A 22,256-nucleotide genomic window follows, 5' to 3' on the forward strand; every position below is an offset into this window, starting at 1 on the left:
CATTTAACATGCTGTCCCGGCTAAGCCGGGGCAGCATGTGTCATTTTAAGGGTCTTAATAATGGCTCTCATTCTCAGTCGGGTCATAATGGTTCTCATTCGGCTCTCATTCTCAAGTATGCCTCTTATACAACTACAATCAGGAAGGTGATTTATAATGCAAGCAACCTCGAAACAAATGCCCAAATCCGTCGCGCGTCAAGGAGGCGCTAAGCAGCCGCGGACGCCGGAGCCGCGACGCTTCGATCCGCTGGCTATGATCTCAAATGCCGAAATGCAGGCAGCGCTCGGAAGCGGGCTGATGATGCTGATCGCCTGGGCCGCCAGCGGCTGGTCTGAGACGATATCCGTAATTCTCTATGTGATCTCCTATTCGATAGGAGGCTGGATCAAGGCGAAGGAAGGCGTGGAGACGCTGGTCAAAGAGCGCGATCTGGATGTCAATCTGCTGATGATTGCCGCGGCTCTCGGCGCAGCTTCGATCGGTTACTGGAATGAAGGCGCGATGCTGATCTTCATCTTCGCGCTGAGCGGAGCGCTGGAGAGCTACACGATGGAGCGCAGCAAGAAGGATATCTCCTCGCTGCTGGCGCTCAAACCTGCCACGGCTGTGCGCATTGAGCAGGGGGCAATGAATGAGGTGGCGATTGATCTGCTGGCCATCGGAGATCTGCTGCTGGTCCGTCCCGGTGAACTCATCCCTGCTGACGGCAAGGTATGCCGCGGGGAATCCTCCGTTAATCAGGCGTCCATTACCGGAGAATCGCTTCCCGTGGACAAAGCAGCCGGAAGTGAAGTGTTCGCCGGTACAGTGAATGGTGAAGGCCCGCTATATATTGAAGTTACCAAATCGGCAGAGAATACCTTGTTCGCCAAGATCATCCGAATGGTTGAAGAAGCAGAGAATGAAGTGCCGGATTCACAGCGTTTTATCAAACGGCTTGAATCCGTCTATGCCCGCGTTGTAGTAGCTGCAACGGCCCTGTTGATTACTTTGCCGCCGTTTCTGCTGGACTGGAGCTGGAGCAATACCTTCTATAAAGCAATGGTCTTCCTGGTAGTGGCTTCTCCGTGTGCACTCGTATCCTCCATTATGCCTGCCATGCTGTCGGCCATCTCGAAGAGTGCGCGCAAAGGGATTCTCTTCAAAGGCGGTGTCCACCTGGAAAATATGGCACGCACCTCTGTAGTTGCTTTTGACAAAACGGGTACATTGACGGAAGGGGTTCCGCAGGTAACGGATTTCATCGCCGGAGAAGGATATGTACGTGAAGAGCTGCTGGCCGTCAGTGCTTCGATTGAGAAGCTGTCCGGACACCCGCTCGCGGAAGCGATTGTGGCGCTTGCTGAAGCTGAGCAGGTAGAGCTGCATGACATCGAAGAGAGCAAATCGGTTACCGGCTGGGGCATTGAGGGAACCATTAACGGCCAGCTGTGGCGGATCGGCAAGTCCAATCTGCTGGATGAAGTGGACGGCGCTGAACCGCAGGGGGATTCGGAATACTGGAGAACGCTGCGCAGCCGACTGGAGCAGGAAGGGAAGACAGTATCGCTGATTCTCGCCGGAGACACCATCGCCGGAATGATTGCGCTGCAGGATACCGTGCGTCCCCAGGCGGAGACGGCGGTGCGCAAGCTGCAGGAGCTGGGCATTAAGGTAGCGATGCTTACCGGGGACCGTGAGGCCACCGCACAGGTGATTGCCGGGAAGACCGGAGTGGACCTGGTATTTGCCGGTCTTTTGCCGGAAGATAAGGTATCGCATATCAAAACGCTTCGTGAACAATACGGCCATGTGATTATGGTGGGTGACGGTGTTAATGATGCGCCTGCGCTGGCTACAGCAACGATTGGTATGGGGATGGGCATGAAAGGCAGCGGAGCTGCGCTGGAGATTGCCGACGTGGTGCTGATGAACGATAATATTGAGGAGATCGCTTCTACGATTGCCCTGGCCCGCCGCACGCAGCGGATTGTGAAGCAGAATATGATTTTTGCCGTGACCGTAATCGCCACACTAATGATCAGCAACTTTGTACAGGGGATCGCGCTGCCGTTTGGCGTGGTGGGCCATGAGGGCAGCACCATTCTTGTAATCCTTAACGGACTGCGTCTTTTGCGCTAAAAAAAGCCCGAAAGTTCGTTTAACCGGCCCTGCCAAATATTTAATTGCTTAAAATTGAATTGTTCACAAAATAGGAACGTTTTCACCGTGTCTGGCATATTGACATATTCCCTTGAGATGATCATAATAAATACTACATTATAATAATTTTAATTAAGAAATGGCGTCTTTGCCGTCCATCTCAAGGAGGATATAATCATGTACAAATCAATTATTGTAGGTACTGGACCGGCCGGATTGACGGCTGCCATATACTTGGCCCGGGCGAACCTGAGCCCGCTCGTTATTGAAGGTCCGCAGCCAGGCGGACAGCTTACAACTACAACAGAGATCGAGAATTTCCCAGGATTCCCGGAAGGCATTTTGGGTCCGGATCTGATGGATAATATGCGCAAGCAGGCTGAACGTTTCGGAGCACAGTTCGTTACCGGCTGGGTGAACAGTGTAGAGCTGGGCGAACGTCCGTTCAAGCTGAATGTAGAAGGCATGGGTACACTGGTTACAGATACATTGATTATTTCCACCGGCGCTACAGCGAAATATCTCGGGATTCCCGGGGAGCAGGATAATATCGGACGCGGTGTCAGCACTTGCGCAACCTGTGACGGATTCTTCTTCCGCGGCAAAGAAATCGTGGTTGTCGGCGGCGGCGATTCGGCGCTGGAGGAAGCGGGCTTCCTGACAAGATTCGCGTCAAAAGTAACCCTGGTGCACCGCCGCGAAGAGCTGCGTGCCTCCAAGATTATGCAGGACCGTGTACGCGATAATGCCAAAGTTACCTGGGGACTCAACCGTACGCCAGTTGAAGTTATTGCCGGAGACAAAGGTGTGACTGGCCTGAAGGTGATTAACAATGAGACCGGTGAAGAAGAGTTCATTGAAGCCAGCGGTGTATTCGTAGCTGTAGGCCATCATCCTAATACTTCTTTCCTGGGCGGACAAATCACTACGGATGCTAACGGCTACATTGTGTCGAATCCCGGAACCTCCGAGACGAATATTCCCGGCGTGTTTGCTTGCGGTGACGTGCAGGATACCCGTTACAGACAAGCGATTACTGCAGCAGGCAGCGGCTGTATGGCGGCGATGGATGCCGAGAAATATATCGAGAGCCTGGAGCACAGCGCGGTTATTCTGTAAGATTCCATTTGGAATAGAAGACACTCCGGTGCTACAATAGATCACAGATTCTTATACTTACACATTAGGAGGAGATCATACTATGGAGAATGTAATTGTGTACACTTCAACCAATTGTCCGCATTGCCGTCAGGTGAAGAGCTTCCTGAACGATAAAGGTGTAGCCTACGAAGAGCGCAACATCGAGCAGAACGATGATTATGCACAGCAGGTATGGGATATGGGAATGAGAGCTGTTCCTATTACGGTTATCGGTGAGTTCAAAATCGTCGGCATGAACAAAACCAAGTTCGACAAGGCTTTGGCTACGATTTAAGGAATAGCTGGCCGGACTTAAGGAGAATACAGTAGCCGCTTCCCTCCGGAGGCGGTTTTTCGTTGTCCTGAATGAGAGGAGAAGGGTAACTTGTTAATCAGCTTAAAGAATTACTGGGACAGCGATGCCGTGAAGAGCCTGCTCGCAGAATGTATGTGGGCGGATGATCAGAGAGTTAACGAAGAGTTGAAGAGATATCTTGCTGCGGAGGGCTGTGAGCTGTTTGGCTGCTTCATTAACGGGGAACTGGCCGGAATCACAGGAATCAGCTGCGCTGCTGCACATGAGGTGGAGATCAGACATCTGGCTGTCCAGAAGAATTGGCGCGGACGCACGATTGGCAGCAACATGATCGCAGAAATTTCCGGTTGGGAGCAGGTAGAGCTGCTGAAGGCAGAAACGGATCAGGATGCGGTAGGCTTTTATAGCAAGGCAGGGTTTGAGATTCACAGTCTGGGAGAAAAATATCCGGGGGTTGAGCGGTTTGAGTGTGTACTGCGCACCAGGGGAACAACGGATATATCAAAAAGCAGTCATTGAATCCAGGCTGCTTTTTGTATTTCCCGCTAGAACAGATACATGAAGGGGATACAAGATACCGCTGTCTTGCAAGCGTGAACCCCGTTTGGAGGCCGCTAGGCTAAGTATGGGTAAACGACATGACAATTTGAAAAACAGCATATACGGCAATGCCGCTGCTAATAAGCATGAATCCGGATTTCTTCCTCGATTGGAACAGGCGCAGGACGCCAAGGCTGATGAGTGGGGCGATAATAAGCAGCAGCAGCAGCACGGTGATGAACATCTTCGCCGAAATATCTGACGTATCAACATAGGTCATGGACGCTCTCTCCATTCAGAAAAAGGGGTATGGTGATAAATGTCACACGTATATCCTTATTATATAGGATTGCTATTCCTTTTAGTGCAGGAAATGCTGCTGCAAATGCGGCAATTTTACGAAAATATAAGAGCTTGTATATTCTACGCTAAAATTATCCTTCTATTTCTCTCTAAAACGGGTGCCCTCCTAAAAAAGGAAGGCACCCGTTTCTACTTGTCAACTTGTCTATAAGGTTACCCGGATGTTGCCGAGAAAGTGCATGACCGCAGAAAAGCCTGCGCCAATCAACGTTCCGCGGCTGCCCAGCCTGGAGAAAGTGATCTCAAGCTGCTGCTTGTGGTAAGGAAGCGTACGCTCGGCTACTACCCGGCGCAGCGGCTCGCCCAGCCACGGTTCGGCTTCAGACAGAGCACCCCCAATGACAATCAGCTCCGGATTGAAGCTGTTGATCAGATTAGTGACCCCGATGCCCAGATATTCCCCGATGGAGCTAAAGTGCCGCAGGGTATCCGGCTGCCCCTCCAGCGCATACGCCACCAGTTCGGTCGTGGTGCGGGCAGGCAGGGAAAGGCCGGGATTATCGTATGTTTTCTCCGAAGCATAGAGCTCCCAGCAGCCCCGGCTGCCGCAGCTGCAGGGCTTGCCTTCCGCCTCAATCGTCATATGCCCGGTCTCCCCGGCGTATCCGCGTGCGCCCTTATACAATTCTCCGCCGATGATGATTCCGGACCCGATCCCCGAACCAGCGCTGATATACAGCAGATGGCGCACATCACGCGCCGCCCCGAAGTTCAGCTCCCCTTGTGCCCCGGCATTGGCTTCATTGTCAATGGTGACCGGAACCGCGAAGGCGCTTTCCAGAATCGACCGCAGATCGACCATTTCCCAGCCAAGGTTGGGCGCAAACAGGACGACTCCGTGTTCATCCACCATTCCCGGCACGCCGACTCCGATGCCGACAATGCCATAGGGCGAAGGAGGCGCCTCGGCAATCAGCTCCGAGATCATCTGCTGCATCTGCCCCAGTACATAAGGGAAGTCGTGGGCCTCCAGCGCACAATCCCGTTCATGAAGAATACCGCCTCCCAGATTGCAGAGCACGGCCTTAAGCTGTTTAACACGCAGCTCGATCCCGATAACGCTTCCGGCCATTTCGTTGAAATGCAGCATAAGCGGCTTGCGTCCCCCGCTGGATTCTCCGGGACCGGCTTCGGTAACCAGCTCCTGCCCGCAGAGCTCGGCGACTAGATTGGAGACCGTAGCCTTGTTAAGACCTGTCATCTCGGACACCTTGGCCCGGGAGACGGGGGACTGCATACGGATCGTATGTAAAATAATCGATTTGTTGATTTTTTTGACCAGCGCCTGATCACCGGTAACTTTCAAGAAGCACACTTCCTTTTTTGAAATATAAGACTATCCGGCCTGCTGAGTACGGCACATAACAATGAGGAAAGGCACTCAATCAGGGCGGAGCTTATAGGTTTCGGTTTTCCCGCATACGTAATGCATTAAGCCTTGAAGCAGCGCTTACGCGGAGAAGGTATGCCATTTAGTCTAGAATGAAGAGCGGCAAAAAGCAACTAGATTAACGTCCGGGTGAGGCGGGGAAATTACAGTTATACGCATAGGCTGCACTGCCGGAGGGTACTTTATGTTCAGCATCATCAGGTGAAAATCAAGCGAGAAGAGAGAGGCTGCTCTGCCCGGCACAGAATAAAAAACAGGCAAAATAAAAGTTCTCAAAAACTTTGTTTAACCAATATACAAAGTCCTGAAGATGTGATAAGATGTTGCTGTAAACGCTTGCGGGCGAAGCAAAATATCGAGGAGGATTTTACAAATGGCTTATTTTGAAACAGTGAGCAAGATCTCTTACGAGGGAAGCCGTTCCACTAACCCTTACGCATTCAAATTCTACAACCCTACAGAAATCGTTGCCGGCAAAACTATGGAAGAGCACCTGAAATTTGCAATGGCATATTGGCATACATTAACAGCTGGCGGTTCCGATCCGTTCGGCGCTGAAACTGCAGTCCGCGCTTGGGATAAGCTCAGCACACTGGACAAGGCGAAAGCCCGTGCAGAAGCAGCATTCGAATTCATGGAGAAGATGGATCTGCAGTACTACTGCTTCCATGATGTGGACATCGCTCCTGAAGGCGCGTCCCTGCGTGAATTCTACAGCAACATCGATACAATCGTAGATATCCTTGAACAAGGCATGAAGGCTTCCGGCAAAAAATTGCTGTGGAACACAGCTAACATGTTCACCAACCCGCGCTACATGCACGGTGCAGGCTCTACCTGCAACGCTGATGTGTTCGCACACGCTGCTGCACAAGTGAAGAAAGGTCTGGAAGTTGGTAAACGTCTGGGCGCTGACAACTATGTATTCTGGGGCGGCCGTGAAGGTTACGAAACGCTGCTGAACACTAATATGAGTCTTGAGCAGGACAACATTGCCCGCCTGTTCAGCATGGCTGTTGATTATGCTAAGGAAATCGGCTTCGACGGCCAGTTCCTGATCGAGCCTAAACCGAAAGAGCCTACCAAACACCAATATGACTTCGATGCAGCAACCTGTATCGCATTCCTGCAGAAGTACAACCTGGATAAGCACTTCAAGCTGAACCTTGAAGCTAACCACGCTACATTGGCCGGCCATACGTTCGAGCATGAGCTGCACGTAGCCCGTATCAACGGCATGCTGGGATCGCTTGATGCGAACCAGGGCGATCCATTGCTCGGCTGGGATACCGATGAATTCCCTGCAAGCATCTACGATTCTACCCTGACTCTGTATGAAGTACTGAAGAACGATGGTCTGGGCAAAGGCGGAATCAACTTTGACTCCAAAGTACGCCGTCCTTCCTTCGAGCCTGAGGATCTGTTCCTGGCACACATCTCCGGTATGGACGTATATGCCAAGGGTCTGAAGGTAGCTGCTAAGCTGCTGGAAGACGGCGTATTCGAGAACTTCATTGCTGAGCGTTACAGCAGCTTCAATGAAGGTATCGGCGCGGACATCGTATCCGGCAAAGCGACACTTGCTTCGCTTGCGGACTATGCACTGAACAACGAAAACCCGCGTCCGAACAAGTCCGGACGCCAGGAACTGCTGAGAGCTACACTTAACCAGTACATCCTGACAGTAGAGTAAGACTTCACCGGATTTGCGGCAGCTGCCGCAGATTCATCAGAGGATAAACGCAACGGGGGTTGCTGAAGAGAGCATTCTTCGGCAGCCCCTTTTTATTGGTGGAGAATAGATGTGCACGGCGAAGGATGGCTGATGCACAGGCTTCAGTAATAGGGTTAATGCTTCATATAATTAATTAGATGCTTACGAAGCGAGTTTTGCTTGAAGTGAATTCAGGAAGCAGAAGCTCGCAAAACTTAAGATTATGCTTACGAGGCGAGTTATATTGCGGAGATGTTCCAATAGAAGTAATGCTTCATATAACTAAGCAGATGCTTACGAAGCGAGTTTTGCTTGAAGTGAATTCAGGAAGCAGAAGCTCGCAAAACTTTTAGGAGGATAACTATGAAATATGTAATCGGTGTCGATCTCGGAACCAGCGCAGTGAAGACTGTATTGGTAGATCCCCAGGGAAAAGTTGCGTTCGAGCACTCTGAGGCTTATCCGCTTAGCAGACCCCAGCCGAACTGGAGTGAGCAGAATCCGGAGGATTGGGTCAAAGGAACAATCGTCAGCCTGAAGCGGCTGATGGAGGTATCCGGTGTAGATTCTTCGCAAGTGGACGGAATCAGCTTCTCCGGTCAAATGCACGGACTGGTGCTCGTTGACGGCGAAGGTAAGGCTCTGCGTCCGGCGATCCTGTGGAACGATACACGCACAACAGCCCAGTGCCGCAAGATTGAGAAGACGCTTGGCGGCAAGCTGATCGAAATTGCCAGAAACCGCGCGCTGGAAGGCTTCACGCTTCCGAAGATTCTATGGGTTCAAGAGAACGAGCCGGAGGTATTGGCGCAGGCTGAGCTGTTCCTGCTGCCGAAGGATTATGTGCGTTACCGCCTGACCGGTGACTATGCTATGGATTATTCAGACGCAGCCGGAACCCTGCTGCTCGACGTAGGCTCCAAGCAGTGGAGCCCGGAGATTGCCGAAGCCTTCGGTCTGCCGCTCTCTATCTGCCCTAGACTTGTGGAATCCTTCGAGCAGACCGGAACCCTGCTTCCGGAGATTGCCGAAGCTTCCGGATTGCTGCCTTCCACCAAGGTGTTCGCCGGTGGTGCAGACAATGCGTGCGGCGCACTCGGTGCCGGAATTCTGGGTGAAGGCCGGACGATGTGCAGCATCGGTACTTCCGGAGTCGTGTTGTCTTATGAGAGCAACAAGGATCTTAACCTTGAAGGCAAAGTCCATTTCTTCAACCATAGTGAGAAGGATGCCTTCTACATCATGGGCGTTACACTGGCTGCGGGCCACAGTCTGACCTGGTTTAAGGAAACCTTTGCGGCTGAGAAGAGCTTCGACGAATTGCTTCACGGCGTTAATGATATCCCGGCCGGCAGCAGCGGCCTCTTGTTCACACCGTATATCAGCGGAGAACGTACACCGCATCCGGATGCGAACATCCGCGGCAGCTTCATCGGCATGGATTCCGGCCATACATTGTCCCACTTTACACGCGCTGTGCTGGAAGGCATCACCTTCTCGCTGCGTGAATCGATTGAGATTGTACGTGAATCCGGCAAAGAGATCACCGAGGTGGTAGCGATCGGCGGCGGCGCCAAGAATGAGGCCTGGCTGCAGATGCAGGCCGATATCTTCGGCGCTTCGATCATCAAGCTGGAGAGCGAGCAAGGTCCGGCTATGGGCGCGGCGATGCTGGCTGCTTACGGTGCCGGCTGGTTTGAATCGCTGGGAGCGTGCGCGGAAGCCTTCATCCGTCCGGCTGAAACCTACACTCCTAATGCAGAGCAGGCTGCAATCTACGACGGTATCTTCGCCTTGTACCAGGATGTTTACGGCCAGACCCGCGAACTGAATGAGAAGCTGGCTTTGTATCGTAAATAATTTAGTGTAAAATATAAACTATCCCATATTTTAATGAACTTGTATAAGTTGAACTTAATTCCATACCAAAAGGGCTATAGTAACGGAGGGGAATTTTGGAACTGGAAGGAGCGACAGCGTCCGCCTGAAAGCTTTCCGCAGGAAAGCTCGCTCCGGAAGCATCATCAGTCACCGGATTTCTACCGCGATTAGCGGTTTAGATTAAGAAATCTGCAGACAACAGCGGCCGGAAGTTCAAAATCCACGCAGTTACGGCCGCAGTCTCCATTGGAATTATCTCTAGTTCAATCAATACAGTCGTATATCCAGCACTTAATGTCTGCCATTCCTCACAGGGTGGCAGCTGTTTTCTTTTTAAATAAGGGGGTGAACCCATATTGATCAAGGTACTGATTGTAGATGATGAGCCCAAGCTAAGAGAAGGGATGCGGACGCTGATCCCCTGGGAAGAAGAGGGATACACCGTAGTGGCAACAGCGGCGAACGGATATGAAGCACTGGACAAGTTCCATGCGCTCGCGCCCGGCCTTGTGATTGCAGATATCCGCATGCCGGGGATGGACGGTCTGGAACTGATCTCCGAGCTCCGCAAAGAGAGCCCTAACTGCCATGTGCTGATTCTTAGCGGCTATGCCGACTTTGAATATGCCAAACGGGCGATTGCCTACCATATCGACGGTTATTTGCTTAAGCCGGTCGATGAGGAGGAATTGATCACCTATCTGCAGGAGCTGCGTGAGAAGATAAGCCTGGAAGAACGGATGATCGAATGGCAGTCCGGGGAGCCGGCGAAGACCACCGAAGTGCTGCTGCGCGAGCTGCTGCAGCCAAAGGAAGGCGGAGAGGCTTCCGCAGAGGCTGCCGCTCAGCTGGGTCTTGAAGGATGCAGCTGCGAAGTGATATTGCTGGAATTGAAAGGGCTTAACAAAGGGGAAGACAGCCGTGAGGAACAGGTGAAGAGCCTGATGGAGCGGCATTGGCTGGAAGAGGAAGAGCGCGGCTTATTCTTCACGCTTCCCCCTTATATGGGGATTCTTTTGAAGGAACCGCTTGCAAATGACAGTGCCCGGGAGTCGCTATGGCAGGAGCTGCATTATATTACAGCGAAGGAAGGACTGGAATTTCAGGCCGCAGCAGGCGGTGCAGCCGGCAGCCCGGAAGAGGCGTTCCTGTCGTTTGCCACAGCACGTGCCCGGCTGGACGATGCTTTTTTCGGGCAGAAGGATACGCTGCTCAGCGGGAAGCCGGATAACTGGAATGAACCCGTGAAGAGGACCGGGGAATTCGAGGAGGAGCCGGACCCGGAGCGGGATGTAGAGGTACAGCTGCTGCTTGCTGTTGAGGCCGGAAGCGGTGAGGTAGCCCGAGGGCTTATAGGTCAAATTGTCCGCCAGCTGGTTCATGCCCGGCGCGAAGAAACTTATATCAAGGATAACCTGATGCGGATTGTCAGCAGTACCATCGCCCGCCTGGAGGCAGCGAATCCGGACATCCGTGCACTGATTGCCGGTCAAGCCTCGCCTATGGGTGAAATGTACAGCAGTGCTAACCTGCATGATGTGGAGCAGCTGGTATCAGCTTATATGGAGCAAATTTCCGGGCTGATCGGCAGCGGCGGGCGCGGAGATGAAATCAAGCGGATCACGGACCTGATCCAGCGCCGCTATAGTGAGAATTTGAAGCTGGGCTCGCTTTCCGAAATTTTCAACTATAATAGCGCGTATTTGGGCAAAATGTTCAAGAATCAGGTGGGAGAACACTTCAACACATATCTGGATAAAGTCAGAATTGAGAAAGCCAAGCAGTTCCTGACCCAAGGCATGAAGGTCTATGAGGTTGCAGAGCGGGTCGGTTATATGAACTCCGATTATTTTAATGCCAAGTTCCGCAAATATGTCGGAGTGTCTCCGTCGGCCTACCGCAAAGAGAATTAATATCCCGGCTGCCGGGCAGGCCCGCGAGCAGCATGGGCGGTTAGAACTGTGAACTTGCCGAACGTTCAGCGTGAGGCTTATGATATACAGGCTGTTCCCTATCTGCAGAGGATAAGGGGAGCAGCCTGTTTTCCATTGAACGGAAGGGGGAAGTGTTATTAAGAAGCTGGTGCGAATGATTAATAATATGAAGCTGAAATATAAGCTGATTTTTTTCTACATTATTGTCGTCATGATACCCGTGCTGATTGTTGGTATTATTCTTACAAGCTATTTTCGTGAGGGAGCCTTGAACAGAGCGATTGATCAGGCCACCAACAACGTGGAGAAGATCAAAAGCCAATTGTCCAGTAAGCTGCGTGTTCCGACGGATATTTCTAATCTGCTCTATTTTGACGAGGAGCTTGAGCAGCTGGTCACTACGCATTACCCGGATCCATTGGCGCTTACAAAGGCTTATTTGAATTACACGGATATCCGTGTGTATGTTCTGCGGTACCGGGAAATTTCTAATATCCGTTTCTTCATTGATAATCCGAGCCTGGTTGATGATATGTCGATTGCACCATTGACTCCGGAGCTGGAGTCGAGAGCCTGGTACAAGAAGGCCATGCAGTCCGGAGAGATTTACTGGATGTATATTCCCGACAAGGAGAAATATTTCAACAGCCCCAAAGGGACAATCAACAAGCTCAGCCTGATCCGTCAGGTGTATTACCGGGAATCCGGCAAATCCGGAATACTGATGGTGCAGGTTTCTCAGGATGAACTGAATCAGATGCTCTACCAGGAGCCGTTCGATACGTTAATCATCGATGAGCAGGGTTATATTGTGTCGGCCAATGATCCGCAGCTTGTAGGCAGCACAGTGGATGATTTTGACATTGGCGTTGATGTGCAATTGCAGTCCAAGGGGGTGCTCAAAACCAGGGTGAAGGACAAGGATTCTTACGTCATTATTGATGAAATGTCTCCTGAGCTGAGCAGCAGCAAGCTGAAGATCATCTCTATATTTGAAACGAAAAGCATTCTGAGCGATGCCAATAATGTCAGCAAGCTGGGCCTCCTGATCGTTATTGGTGTGCTGCTGGTTGCCCTTGTGTTTGTATACACCATCTCCCTGCTGACCACCAACCGTCTGCTGCGCCTGAGCCGCCAGCTGAATCAGGTAGCCCTTGGCAATCTGAATATCGTCTCCCGGATTGACGGGACGGATGAGATCGGCCAGCTGTCGCGGCAATTCAATTACATGGTGGCAAGTATTAACCGGCTGATCACCCAGGTTATTGAGAGCAATGAGAAGAACAGTGCACTGGAGATCGCCCAGCGGGAGATCAAATTGAAGATGATGGCGAGCCAGATCCATCCGCATTTCCTGTTCAACGCACTGGAATCGATCCGCATGAATGCGCATCTTAAGGGAGAGAAGGAGATTGCGAACATCGTCAGACTGCTCGGTAAGCTTATGCGCAAGAACCTCGAAGTAGGCCGCGAACGGGCGCCGATCAAGGAAGAAGTAGAGATGATCCGCTCTTATCTGGAGATCCAGAAATTCCGGTATGAGGACAGGCTGGAGTATGAGATTAAATTTGACCCTAGAGCAGCTGAAATCATGATCCCGCCGCTCATTATCCAGCCGCTTGTAGAGAATTCCGTAGTCCACGGGCTGGAGAATAAGCAAGGTACCGTTCATGTCAATGTCAGTATAACGCTGGATGAGAACCAGGAGGTTCAGGTGCTTGTGACAGATGACGGCATCGGCATGAAGGAGGAAAGACTGTCCGAGATCGTGGATGTGATTAGCAAAGTGGAGGAAGAGGAACGGGGACGGATCGGCCTGCGCAATGTTCATCAGAGACTGACTCTATATTACGGAGAGGAGCATGGTCTGAGGATTACAAGCCGATCAGGTGAAGGTACCGAGATAGCGTTTTCTATTCCCGTTGAAAGCGAGTTCAAGTCTTAAGCAGCGCGGCCTGGGAGAATCTCTAATTTAGACAGGATTTTACGTGAAATCTGTTGGGTATTCTCTCCCGGGGTGCTGCGGTAAGATAAGACTATAAAAACGAAGGGGGAATAATGATCGTGAAAGCGCTCACTGAAAACGGTGTTACAGCAAATGAAAGCGTAACCCCCCGCCCACCTGCGAAACGGAATAGTGGATTTTGGAAAAGCGTACTGCAGCAAAAGTACTTATATCTGATGTCTCTTCCATTCGTGATCTGGGTATTTATTTTCAGCTATGTACCCATATGGGGATGGTTGATGGCATTCCAAAATTATAAGCCGGCTAAGACATTCGGCGAACAGAAGTGGGTCGGACTGGATAACTTCAAGGAGTTGTTCCATGACGAACGTTTCTATCTCGTATTAAGAAATACCCTGTCCATGAGCGTCCTCGGGCTGATCTTTGGCTTCGTGGTTCCCATTACGTTTGCTATCATGCTCAATGAGCTGCGGGGGAGTATTTTCAAGAGAACGGTTCAAACGGTATCTTATCTGCCTCACTTTGTCTCCTGGGTCGTTGTAGGCGGGATTGTCTACAAGACACTCGCGATCGACGGAGGAATCGTGAACGATTTGCTGATGTGGTTACATATCACTGATGAGCCGATCCAATTCATGGCCCAAGGCAAATATTTCTGGGGAATTTTGACTGCATCCGATATATGGAAAGAAACAGGCTGGGGTGCAATCATCTATTTGGCAGCGATTACAGGGATCGATAAAGAGCTGTACGAAGCGGCAAAAGTGGATGGTGCGGGAAGAATTAAGCAGGCATTCAATATTACTTTGCCGGGTATCCGTTCAACCGTTATGGTGCTGCTCATTATGAACATCGGCCATCTGATCGGTATCGGCTTCGAGAAACAGTTCCAGCTGCAGAACAACCTGGTCACCGATTATTCGGAAGTGCTGGATTTGTATGCGCTTAAGTATGGTATTCAGATCATGCGGTTCTCTTATGGTACTGCAATAAGCATGTTCACCTCCGTAGTCAGTGTAATTCTGCTGTTCACGGCTAACGGTCTGATGAAGAAATTCACTAAAGAAAGCATTATGTAAGGAGGGGACCATAAATGGGTGGCAAAGCATTTCAAATGACAAAAGGTGAGCGTGCATTCGACATCTTTCTGTACACTGCACTTACATTAATCATGATTGTGACGTTGTATCCCTTCCTGAACGTACTGGCGATTTCTTTCAATGAATCTACAGATACCGTTCGGGGCGGCATCTATATCTTCCCGAGAGCCTGGACGCTTGAGAATTACCAGCGGATCTTCAGCTATACCGGTCTGATTCAGGGCTTCAAGATCTCCATTCTGCGTACCCTTTCAGGTACACTTCTGGGTCTGATCAGTGCTTCCATGCTGGCCTTTACGCTCAGCCGTCCGGAATTCAGAGCGAGAAAATTCATCTCGACTTTCCTGGCCCTGACGATGTATTTCTCCGGCGGTATGGTGCCTATGTACATTCTGATGAAAGATTTGAATCTGATCGGAACGTTCTGGATTTACATCCTTCCGGGTATGGTTTCCGCATTTAACGTCTTCATTATCCGTTCCTTTATGGACGGGCTGCCATTTGCTCTTCAGGAATCCGCCAAGCTGGACGGGGCGAATGACTTTATGATTTTTTATAAGATCATCCTTCCGCTCTGTAAACCGGTACTGGCAACCATCGCGCTGTTCCTGGCCGTTGGCCAATGGAATGAATGGTTCACAACGTATCTGTATAACGGTAACAAGCCGCACTTGACTACATTGCAGTATGAGCTGATGAAGGTATTGTCGTCTACCAATCAGGGCAGCGGTATGGTGAATGCGAACGATATGGCGCGGCAGATGGCGCAGATTTCACCAGAATCGATCAAGATGGCGATTACGATTGTCGTAACTGTACCTATTCTGGTTGTATACCCGTTCCTGCAAAAGTATTTCGTAGGCGGTATGACGCTGGGTGCAGTTAAAGCGTAAGCCTGACAATAGATGGAAATGGAACAGCTGCCTGGTTCAGTGCAGGATCAGGCGGCTATCCAATCTCAGGGTTATTGTTAAATAGTGGAATTTATATTTATAGTAGTTTTGCAAGCGTTCACAATGGTATATTCAGGTCTATCCTGATATGCATAGATGAAACATACTAATTTACAAGGGGGATATACAATGAATCGCAAGAGTACCAAAACAATCTTTACACTCATGCTTATGAGCTCTATGCTGATCGCCGGTTGTGGAGGCAATAACAATAATGCGGCCAACAACACGACATCTAACAACACAGGAAACACACCTGCAGCGACTAATGCAGCAGCAGATGATACCGCATTAGATACTTCTCCGTTCACGATCTCTTTCTTCGGCGGTGACGCCAGTCCGAACTGGAACAAAATGCAGGATGAAGTCGGAAAAGCCATTACTGAAAAAACAGGTGTTACTATTGACGCTGAATTTGATGTAGGCAGCGGCGGCGGCGACCAAAAAATCCCGATGATGGCTGCCAGCGGCGACGTGCCTGATCTGATCTTCGCCAAAGGAAACTTGAGCACCCTGGTGGATGCCGGCCTGATTATTGATATGACGGAACTGATTGATAAATATGCTCCGAACCTCAAGAAGGTCTATGGCGAAAACATGGGCCGTCTGAAATACAGCCTGGATGACCAAGCGATCTATCAGATTCCTACGAATATGGGTGTCGGCCAACAAGCCTTCGACGCTACAGGCGGATTTGAAATTCAACACCGCGTATTGAAGGAACTGGGCTATCCTGAAGTGAAGACACTGGCAGATTATGAGAAAGTGCTTAAGGATTATGTGGCTCTGCATCCGGAAACCGATGGCCAGCCTACCATTCCGCTGACGCTGAACGCTGATGACTGGAAAATCATGATCACCGTTACAAACCCGGCTTTCACTACAACAGGTGCACCGGATGATGGCGAGTATTATGTAGATCCTGAAACCTATGAAGCACAGCTGCACTACAAACGTCCGGCAGAAAAAGAGTATTTCCGCTGGTTGAACGGAATGTACGCTCAAGGCCTGCTTGATAAGGATACCTTCGTACAAAAAGACGATCAATACAAAGCTAAAGTTGCCAGCGGCCGTGTACTCGGTCTGATCTCCCAGGAATGGGAATACTCCGATGGTGAGAATGCTCTGAAGGCAGCCGGTAAAGACGAGTATACTTACGGTCACTTCCCTGTAACCCTGTCTGATGAGTATAAAGATCATTCCTTCATGCAGACAGGTATCGACGGCTATGGTCTTGCGATTACTACCGCAGCTAAAGACCCTGTCCGGATCATCAAATGGCTGGACTGGATGTCTTCCGATGAAGGTCAGATTCTGAGAACCTGGGGTATTGAAGGCACGCACTACACTGTAAATGCAGATGGTAAACGCGAAGTTCTTCCGGAAATCAGCGATGGTCTAGCTAACGATACCGCAAACACCCAGAAGAAAACCGGGATTGGCCAGTACCTTATCTTCGGTGCACGTTATGGTGATGGTGTGAAGGATTCCACTGGCAACTACTACACTACAAGCTTCCCGGAACAGATCGTAGCTTCTTACTCCGATGCTGAGAAGGAATCACTTGCAGGTTACAAGGCTACTACATGGAAAGATCTGTTCCCTAAAGAAGATGAATTCCCGATCAAAGAAACAGGAGCCCTGTACAACCTGCCGGTTCCTACTGACGGTCAATATCAGGTAATCTTCAAGAAGACACAGGATATCATCCGCAAACGTATTCCTGAAGCCATCCTGTCGAAACCTGCAGACTTCGATAAAGTGTATGATGCCTTCCTGGCAGAGCTGGATAAAGCCGGCGCTCAGGATATGGAAAAAGAATTCACAGAGCTCGTGAAAAAGAGAGTAACCCTGTGGACAGGTAAAACGTTCTAATCAATAATGGGATGTAGGTCATTCCATACAGCGAAGGCCCGACTTAGGTCAGGGCCTTTTGCCGTACTCAGATATTATTACGGAGGGCGAGAAGAGAATGGATAACAACAGGCATCACCCGTGGAAATTAAAGTACGGCCAGCCGGCGGCAGTCTGGGAAGAAGCACTGCCGCTTGGTAACGGGTATATGGGCGCTATGGTGTTTGGCGGTACCGCCAAAGAGCAGATTCAGCTGAATGAAGATACCCTGTGGTCCGGATTTCCGCGGGACACGAACAACTATGAAGCCCTGCGGTATCTGAAGAAGGTACGGGAGCTGGTATCCTCCGGCAAATATGGTGAAGCCGAGGATGTGGTCAACGCGCATATGCTTGGGGTAAATGCACAGGCGTATATGCCGCTGGGTGACCTGTTGCTGGAGCAGGCTGGCGTAGAGAACTGCACGGCGTATGAACGGGAGCTTGATCTGGACAGCGGGATTGCCAGAGTTACTTATCAGAATGAGCAGAGGGCTTTTACCCGTGAAGTATTTATCAGTGCTCCTGACAAGGTGGGTGTCGTTCACGTTACAAGTGCGGTGCCGGGCGGACTTCATCTGGAGCTTGCTCTCAGCAGCCAGCTGAAGCATACGGTCAGTTCTGAAACTGAGCAACAACTGGTGCTCCATGGCCGCTGTCCGTCGCACATTGCTGACAACTATCATCAGGATCACCCCGTGGCCGTTCGCTATGAGGAGGGTCTCGGGATTGCCTTCGAGCTGCACCTGCAGGTACAGGTAACCGGGGGAGGAAGCATCCATCATTCGGATGGCAAGCTTGTCATATCCGGCGCTGATCGTGTACTTCTGCTGCTTGCGGCCGGCACGGACTATGAAGAGGTGCGGTCCAGAGCAAGCCATAAGAAATCCGGGGCGGCTCAGGATTCCGCAGTTATTGTCAGCCCTGCGGATTTGTGTGCAAGCAGGCTGACCGCAGCTGCCGGCAAGTCCTATGAGGAGCTGCGGAGACGGCATACAGAAGATCATCAGGCGGTATTCCGCCGCATGGATCTGGATCTGGGCGGTCATGAAGCGGACAACCTGCCGACCGATGAACGTCTGGCTGCCTATAAGAACGGTCAGGAGGACCCGGCGCTGGAGGCGCTGCTGTTCCAATATGGCCGTTATCTGCTGATGGGCAGCTCGCGTGCCGGAACACAGGCCGCCAATCTGCAGGGCATCTGGAATAATCATGTACAGCCGCCATGGAACAGCAATTATACAACCAATATTAATACGCAGATGAATTACTGGCTGGCAGAGGTCTGTAATCTCAGTGAATTTCATGAGCCGTTAATTGAGCTGATCAAGGAGCTCAGTGAGACCGGGGCCAGAACGGCTGCAATTCATTACGGGGCACGCGGCGGCTGGGTAGCTCATCACAATGTCGATCTGTGGAAGGCGTCTAACCCTTCCGGCGGAGATGCCAGCTGGGCGTTCTGGCCGATGGGCGGCGTCTGGTTGTCCCGGCATTTGTGGGAGCATTACGAATTCACGCCGGATGCCGTTTATCTCGAAGAGACGGCTTATCCGTTAATGAAGGGAGCGGCGCTCTTCTGCCTGGACTGGCTGGTGGAGGGGCCGGACGGCCAGCTGGTAACCAGCCCGTCTACTTCACCGGAGAACCGGTTTGTAACAGAAGATGGCAGAGCCAGCAGCATATCCATGGGCTCGGCCATGGATATGAGCCTGATCAATGAGTTGATGCAGCACTGCCTGCAGGCTGCACGGATTCTCGGCGTGGACCCGGAGTTCCAGGCTGAATTGGAGAAGACGCTCTCCCGTCTGTCACCGCTCAAGATTGCTGAGGACGGGCGGCTGCAGGAGTGGATATATGACTTCACTGAATCCGAGCCTGGACACCGTCATGTCTCGCACTTGTACAGCCTTTATCCGGGCAACCGGATCAACAAACGGGACACACCGGAGCTGCTGGAGGCGAGCCGTTTATCGCTTCAGAAGCGGATCGCTTCCGGCGGCGGGCATACCGGCTGGAGCTGCGCCTGGCTGATTAATCTGTATGCCCGGCTGGAGGACGGTGATTCGGCTTATGGTTTTGTCCGTACGCTGTTAACCCGTTCGGTCTATCCGAATCTGTTCGACGCGCATCCGCCGTTTCAGATTGACGGTAATTTCGGCGCTGCCGCGGGTATTGCGGAAATGCTGCTGCAGAGTCATCTGGGTGAGCTTACGCTGCTTCCGGCGCTGCCCCGAGCCTGGAAGAACGGCCGGATTAGCGGCCTGAAGGCACGCGGCGGCTATGTGGTTGACATGGACTGGCAGGATGGACTGCTGGTATCCGCCCGGATCACAGCGAAGTATGATGGACTGCTGCGTCTAAGCTATGCGCAGGAGCTGAAGCTGCAGCTTCCTGACGGCAGCACGCAGGTGGTAGAACCTGCGATTGAGGTTAAAGCCGGTGTGACTTATCTTGTGACGCTGTAGGCTGTGAACTGTAAGCTGTGAACGTGAACGCTTAAGTGTATCATAGATAAGCGCAGCCGAAGCCGCTGCTTCCCGGAGATGGACCGGGATGCAGCGGCTTTTTTAATGATCTATTTTCGCGCGCCCGCATACCTCCTGAGCATTCTGCCTGCCCAAGCACTCCACCGCCTGCCCAAGCACTCCGCCTGTCCCAGCACTCCACCGCCTGCCCATCACCCATCCGCCCACCAGTGCTTGTCCTGATAATATTTATGGGGTGGATACTTATGCGCCGGGTGTGCCGGGCCGATAATAATGAATATAACAGGTATCTCAGGTTCAGGTTCAAAGGTTTCTAGGGTTGGAGTTGTATACAGGGGATTTCCGGCATTTACTATAGAGTAAACGGCTAATCATCCATTATATAGATTGCAGGAGGCACTTGAAGGCTATGGGGAAGAGACGTATATCGCTGATGAAGACCGTGATTTGCGGCATGCTGGTTTTTGCTGCTATCCCGCCCGCAACATACTGGGGGTATGAGCATGCCTATGCTGCTGCTGATTCTGTGGTGCTGCGTTCTGTCAATGAGATGGCGCAGAAGCTGACCGGGGCGATGAGCAACCGCAGAGAGACAATTACCTTCACTTATCAGGGCAAGACAAATAAGCTGAAGAGCCAGGTGCAGACGGCAATCGATCAGGCGATGGGGAGCGATCCGTATCTCTATTATATTATTGACAGCTATGCGTTTTCTTACCGGGGGAGCACACGCTCTGCCAACGTGACGGTTCAGGTGGAGTACCGGGAGACGCTGCAGCAGACAGCATATGTTAACAAGCAGGTGAAGACAGTTCTGCAGGAATTAATTACACCGGGGATGAGCAGCCATCAGAAGGTCAAAGTCATCCACGACTGGGTGGTGCTGCATTTGCAATATGATAATTCATACCGTAAATATACGGCGTATGAGGGACTTCAGACGGGCAGTGCGGTATGTCAGGGGTATTCCCTGCTGACCTATAAGCTGCTGCTGGGAGCGGGTATACCGAATAGAATTGTGGAGGGTACTGCGAGGCCCGAGGGGGGCGTTGCCCAGTCGCATGCCTGGAATCTCGTGCAGCTGGACGGACTATGGTATCATCTCGATACGACCTGGGATGATCCGGAGCCTAGTCCGGAGGGTGGAATCAGTACCGTATATTACATGAGAACGGATGCCCAGATGCGCCGTGACCACAGCTGGACCAAGACGTATCCGGCTGCTTCAACCGGTTATGCCCAGACACTGTCACAGCTGGTCAGCCGGGGCGGACAGGGGACAGACGGATACAAGAAGCTGCAGGAGGTTCTGGATTACAGGCTGTATGAGGAGGATCAAGTGATCGCTTCGGCGGCAGACTTGAAGAAGCTTGCGCAGCAGGCGGCGGATTCAGGCCAATTCTCACTGCTGTTCCGTTACCGGGGCAGTGAGAAGCTGCTGAGGCAGGACCTGCAGGTCCTCTATGAGATAGGGCTGAATAATCTGGCATTCAACAGTTCACCTTTTGACAATACAGGGGATCTTAAGGTGTATGTGACCTGGAAATAAGAGTATTGAAAGGGATACAGTATAGCTTTATCGCCATTGATCCGTCTCCGAGAAAAGAATGGTTTGCAGCTGATCGTTCGACGGGTCGAAGCGGACCATGACGAATATGCCAAATTCCCGGCCGGCTTTGCTCCGGATCCACAGCTTGAATTTCTCCTCCGCAAGCGTTGGCTTTATTTGAGTTCGGCCTACATGCTTATAATCGATAACCTCGGCATTGTATTTCTGCTGCGCAGCTTTCACGGCTACGACACCCCATTTGGCATACTCAGGAGCGGCTGAACTCACCGGGCTGTTAAGGGTGAAGATAAGCGCCAGCAGAGCGGTGATCCAAATTTTTTTCATGGCAGTCTCCTTAGATTGTAGATTGTGAATATGTATTAGCTTGCCCCCAAAATAAAAAATTACATCATAACAGCAAACAAACAGGGATGTCTGCCGCGCCGATAGGCTGCGGGACATCCCTGTTTGTTGTAATTCCGGAGAAACGCCGGAAGCGCTCAAGAATACTTTCCGAACCCGTCCTCGCATGTTATATCCAGCTCAAGAAGGTCATAAAGAGATTGCTTGGAATCCTCAAGGTTTTTTTGGGCAGCTTCAATATCTGCTATTTTAGCTTTGATGATTCGTGTTTGTTCTTCTTTGGAGATTCCATTTTTAGAGATCATGGATTTTATATCATTAATTGAAAAACCGACAGCCAGACAATTCTTAACAACACCCAAATGGTGAATGATCTCTGCATCATAATTCCGGTAATTGTTCTCTTCCCTGAGGATATATTCATCCGTGATAATGCCCATTTTCTCATAGTACCGGATGGTTGATATAGGCAGATCAACAATTTTTGCGACTTCACTAATCTTCATGTTTAAATCACCCCGTTT

General features: G+C 51.1%; 17 protein-coding genes. 13 read left to right on the plus strand and 4 right to left on the minus strand.

The annotated features are described in order from the left end of the window. Positions 1–156 precede the first annotated feature (156 nt). The 4 genes from NSQ73_RS02220 (at position 157) to NSQ73_RS02235 (ending at position 4,120) form a co-directional block, all read left to right on the plus strand. Entirely contained in the window at positions 157–2,124 is a 1,968-nt protein-coding gene (locus NSQ73_RS02220; protein WP_340985270.1) for a heavy metal translocating P-type ATPase, read from the plus strand. A 198-nt stretch (positions 2,125–2,322) separates the two neighbouring features. After that, positions 2,323–3,264 carry a thioredoxin-disulfide reductase gene (trxB, locus tag NSQ73_RS02225; RefSeq protein ID WP_039308607.1) on the plus strand — a complete coding sequence of 314 codons (942 nt, stop codon included), beginning with the start codon at positions 2,323–2,325 and terminating at the stop codon, positions 3,262–3,264. Between the two features lie 82 nt (positions 3,265–3,346). Then, positions 3,347–3,580, plus strand: coding sequence for a glutaredoxin family protein (locus NSQ73_RS02230; RefSeq protein WP_039308604.1), 234 nt, complete (start codon positions 3,347–3,349; stop codon positions 3,578–3,580). Positions 3,581–3,670: 90 nt separating this feature from the next. Continuing rightward, the gene (locus NSQ73_RS02235; RefSeq protein ID WP_340985271.1) at positions 3,671–4,120 is read left to right on the plus strand and encodes a GNAT family N-acetyltransferase; all 450 of its coding nucleotides are present in this window, start codon (positions 3,671–3,673) and stop codon (positions 4,118–4,120) included. 100 nt (positions 4,121–4,220) lie between these two features. On the opposite strand, the gene NSQ73_RS02240 is transcribed toward NSQ73_RS02235, so the two are convergent. Together NSQ73_RS02240 and NSQ73_RS02245 are read right to left on the minus strand one after the other, a co-directional pair. After that, positions 4,221–4,421 carry a hypothetical protein gene (locus tag NSQ73_RS02240; protein ID WP_039308602.1) on the minus strand — a complete coding sequence of 67 codons (201 nt, stop codon included), beginning with the start codon at positions 4,419–4,421 and terminating at the stop codon, positions 4,221–4,223. Positions 4,422–4,649: 228 nt separating this feature from the next. Next, complete coding sequence (locus NSQ73_RS02245; protein ID WP_340985272.1) at positions 4,650–5,810, minus strand: ROK family transcriptional regulator; 1,161 nt, start codon at positions 5,808–5,810, stop codon at positions 4,650–4,652. 457 nt (positions 5,811–6,267) lie between these two features. Here NSQ73_RS02245 and xylA point away from each other — a divergent pair, with 457 nt between their 5' ends. The 9 genes from xylA (at position 6,268) to NSQ73_RS02290 (ending at position 21,369) form a co-directional block, all read left to right on the plus strand. Continuing rightward, positions 6,268–7,587 carry a xylose isomerase gene (gene xylA / locus NSQ73_RS02250; RefSeq protein ID WP_042140031.1) on the plus strand — a complete coding sequence of 440 codons (1,320 nt, stop codon included), beginning with the start codon at positions 6,268–6,270 and terminating at the stop codon, positions 7,585–7,587. Positions 7,588–7,971: 384 nt separating this feature from the next. Beyond that, positions 7,972–9,468 (plus strand): xylulokinase, encoded by a 1,497-nt coding sequence (xylB, locus tag NSQ73_RS02255; RefSeq protein WP_340985273.1) that lies wholly within the window; start codon positions 7,972–7,974, stop codon positions 9,466–9,468. A 377-nt stretch (positions 9,469–9,845) separates the two neighbouring features. Beyond that, positions 9,846–11,402: a response regulator transcription factor gene (locus NSQ73_RS02260; protein WP_340985274.1), complete on the plus strand. Its 1,557-nt coding sequence runs from the start codon at positions 9,846–9,848 to the stop codon at positions 11,400–11,402. 175 nt (positions 11,403–11,577) lie between these two features. Beyond that, on the plus strand, positions 11,578–13,368 hold the full coding sequence (locus NSQ73_RS02265) for a sensor histidine kinase (protein WP_340985275.1): 1,791 nt from the start codon (positions 11,578–11,580) through the stop codon (positions 13,366–13,368). A 113-nt stretch (positions 13,369–13,481) separates the two neighbouring features. Beyond that, entirely contained in the window at positions 13,482–14,468 is a 987-nt protein-coding gene (locus tag NSQ73_RS02270) for an ABC transporter permease (protein WP_081970288.1), read from the plus strand. A 14-nt stretch (positions 14,469–14,482) separates the two neighbouring features. Then, positions 14,483–15,382 carry a carbohydrate ABC transporter permease gene (locus tag NSQ73_RS02275; RefSeq protein WP_042140026.1) on the plus strand — a complete coding sequence of 300 codons (900 nt, stop codon included), beginning with the start codon at positions 14,483–14,485 and terminating at the stop codon, positions 15,380–15,382. A gap of 189 nt (positions 15,383–15,571) precedes the next feature. Further along, positions 15,572–17,317 (plus strand): ABC transporter substrate-binding protein, encoded by a 1,746-nt coding sequence (locus NSQ73_RS02280; protein WP_042140025.1) that lies wholly within the window; start codon positions 15,572–15,574, stop codon positions 17,315–17,317. Positions 17,318–17,414: 97 nt separating this feature from the next. Next, positions 17,415–19,799 carry a glycoside hydrolase family 95 protein gene (locus NSQ73_RS02285; protein WP_340985276.1) on the plus strand — a complete coding sequence of 795 codons (2,385 nt, stop codon included), beginning with the start codon at positions 17,415–17,417 and terminating at the stop codon, positions 19,797–19,799. A gap of 430 nt (positions 19,800–20,229) precedes the next feature. Then, positions 20,230–21,369 carry a transglutaminase domain-containing protein gene (locus NSQ73_RS02290; RefSeq protein WP_340985277.1) on the plus strand — a complete coding sequence of 380 codons (1,140 nt, stop codon included), beginning with the start codon at positions 20,230–20,232 and terminating at the stop codon, positions 21,367–21,369. Between the two features lie 27 nt (positions 21,370–21,396). On the opposite strand, the gene NSQ73_RS02295 is transcribed toward NSQ73_RS02290, so the two are convergent. Together NSQ73_RS02295 and NSQ73_RS02300 are read right to left on the minus strand one after the other, a co-directional pair. Then, complete coding sequence (locus NSQ73_RS02295) at positions 21,397–21,714, minus strand: DUF3889 domain-containing protein (RefSeq protein ID WP_076246998.1); 318 nt, start codon at positions 21,712–21,714, stop codon at positions 21,397–21,399. Between the two features lie 155 nt (positions 21,715–21,869). After that, complete coding sequence (locus NSQ73_RS02300) at positions 21,870–22,238, minus strand: helix-turn-helix domain-containing protein (RefSeq protein WP_340985278.1); 369 nt, start codon at positions 22,236–22,238, stop codon at positions 21,870–21,872. Positions 22,239–22,256 lie beyond the last annotated feature (18 nt).

The organism is Paenibacillus sp. FSL R10-2736, assembly GCF_038000245.1.
Lineage (GTDB): Bacteria > Bacillota > Bacilli > Paenibacillales > Paenibacillaceae > Paenibacillus_AQ > Paenibacillus_AQ phytohabitans.

Excerpts from the sequence above, each read along its gene's own strand:
- NSQ73_RS02265 (WP_340985275.1), top strand. The coding sequence starts at position 11,578 with ATGATTAATAATATGAAGCTGAAATATAAGCTGATTTTTTTCTACATT.
- xylA (WP_042140031.1), top strand. The coding sequence starts at position 6,268 with ATGGCTTATTTTGAAACAGTGAGCAAGATCTCTTACGAGGGAAGCCGT.
- NSQ73_RS02220 (WP_340985270.1), top strand. The coding sequence starts at position 157 with ATGCAAGCAACCTCGAAACAAATGCCCAAATCCGTCGCGCGTCAAGGA.
- xylB (WP_340985273.1), top strand. The coding sequence starts at position 7,972 with ATGAAATATGTAATCGGTGTCGATCTCGGAACCAGCGCAGTGAAGACT.
- NSQ73_RS02270 (WP_081970288.1), top strand. The coding sequence starts at position 13,482 with ATGATCGTGAAAGCGCTCACTGAAAACGGTGTTACAGCAAATGAAAGC.
- NSQ73_RS02285 (WP_340985276.1), top strand. The coding sequence starts at position 17,415 with ATGGATAACAACAGGCATCACCCGTGGAAATTAAAGTACGGCCAGCCG.
- trxB (WP_039308607.1), top strand. The coding sequence starts at position 2,323 with ATGTACAAATCAATTATTGTAGGTACTGGACCGGCCGGATTGACGGCT.
- NSQ73_RS02300 (WP_340985278.1), bottom strand. The coding sequence starts at position 22,238 with ATGAAGATTAGTGAAGTCGCAAAAATTGTTGATCTGCCTATATCAACC.
- NSQ73_RS02230 (WP_039308604.1), top strand. The coding sequence starts at position 3,347 with ATGGAGAATGTAATTGTGTACACTTCAACCAATTGTCCGCATTGCCGT.
- NSQ73_RS02240 (WP_039308602.1), bottom strand. The coding sequence starts at position 4,421 with ATGACCTATGTTGATACGTCAGATATTTCGGCGAAGATGTTCATCACC.
- NSQ73_RS02280 (WP_042140025.1), top strand. The coding sequence starts at position 15,572 with ATGAATCGCAAGAGTACCAAAACAATCTTTACACTCATGCTTATGAGC.
- NSQ73_RS02295 (WP_076246998.1), bottom strand. The coding sequence starts at position 21,714 with ATGAAAAAAATTTGGATCACCGCTCTGCTGGCGCTTATCTTCACCCTT.
- NSQ73_RS02275 (WP_042140026.1), top strand. The coding sequence starts at position 14,483 with ATGGGTGGCAAAGCATTTCAAATGACAAAAGGTGAGCGTGCATTCGAC.
- NSQ73_RS02290 (WP_340985277.1), top strand. The coding sequence starts at position 20,230 with ATGGGGAAGAGACGTATATCGCTGATGAAGACCGTGATTTGCGGCATG.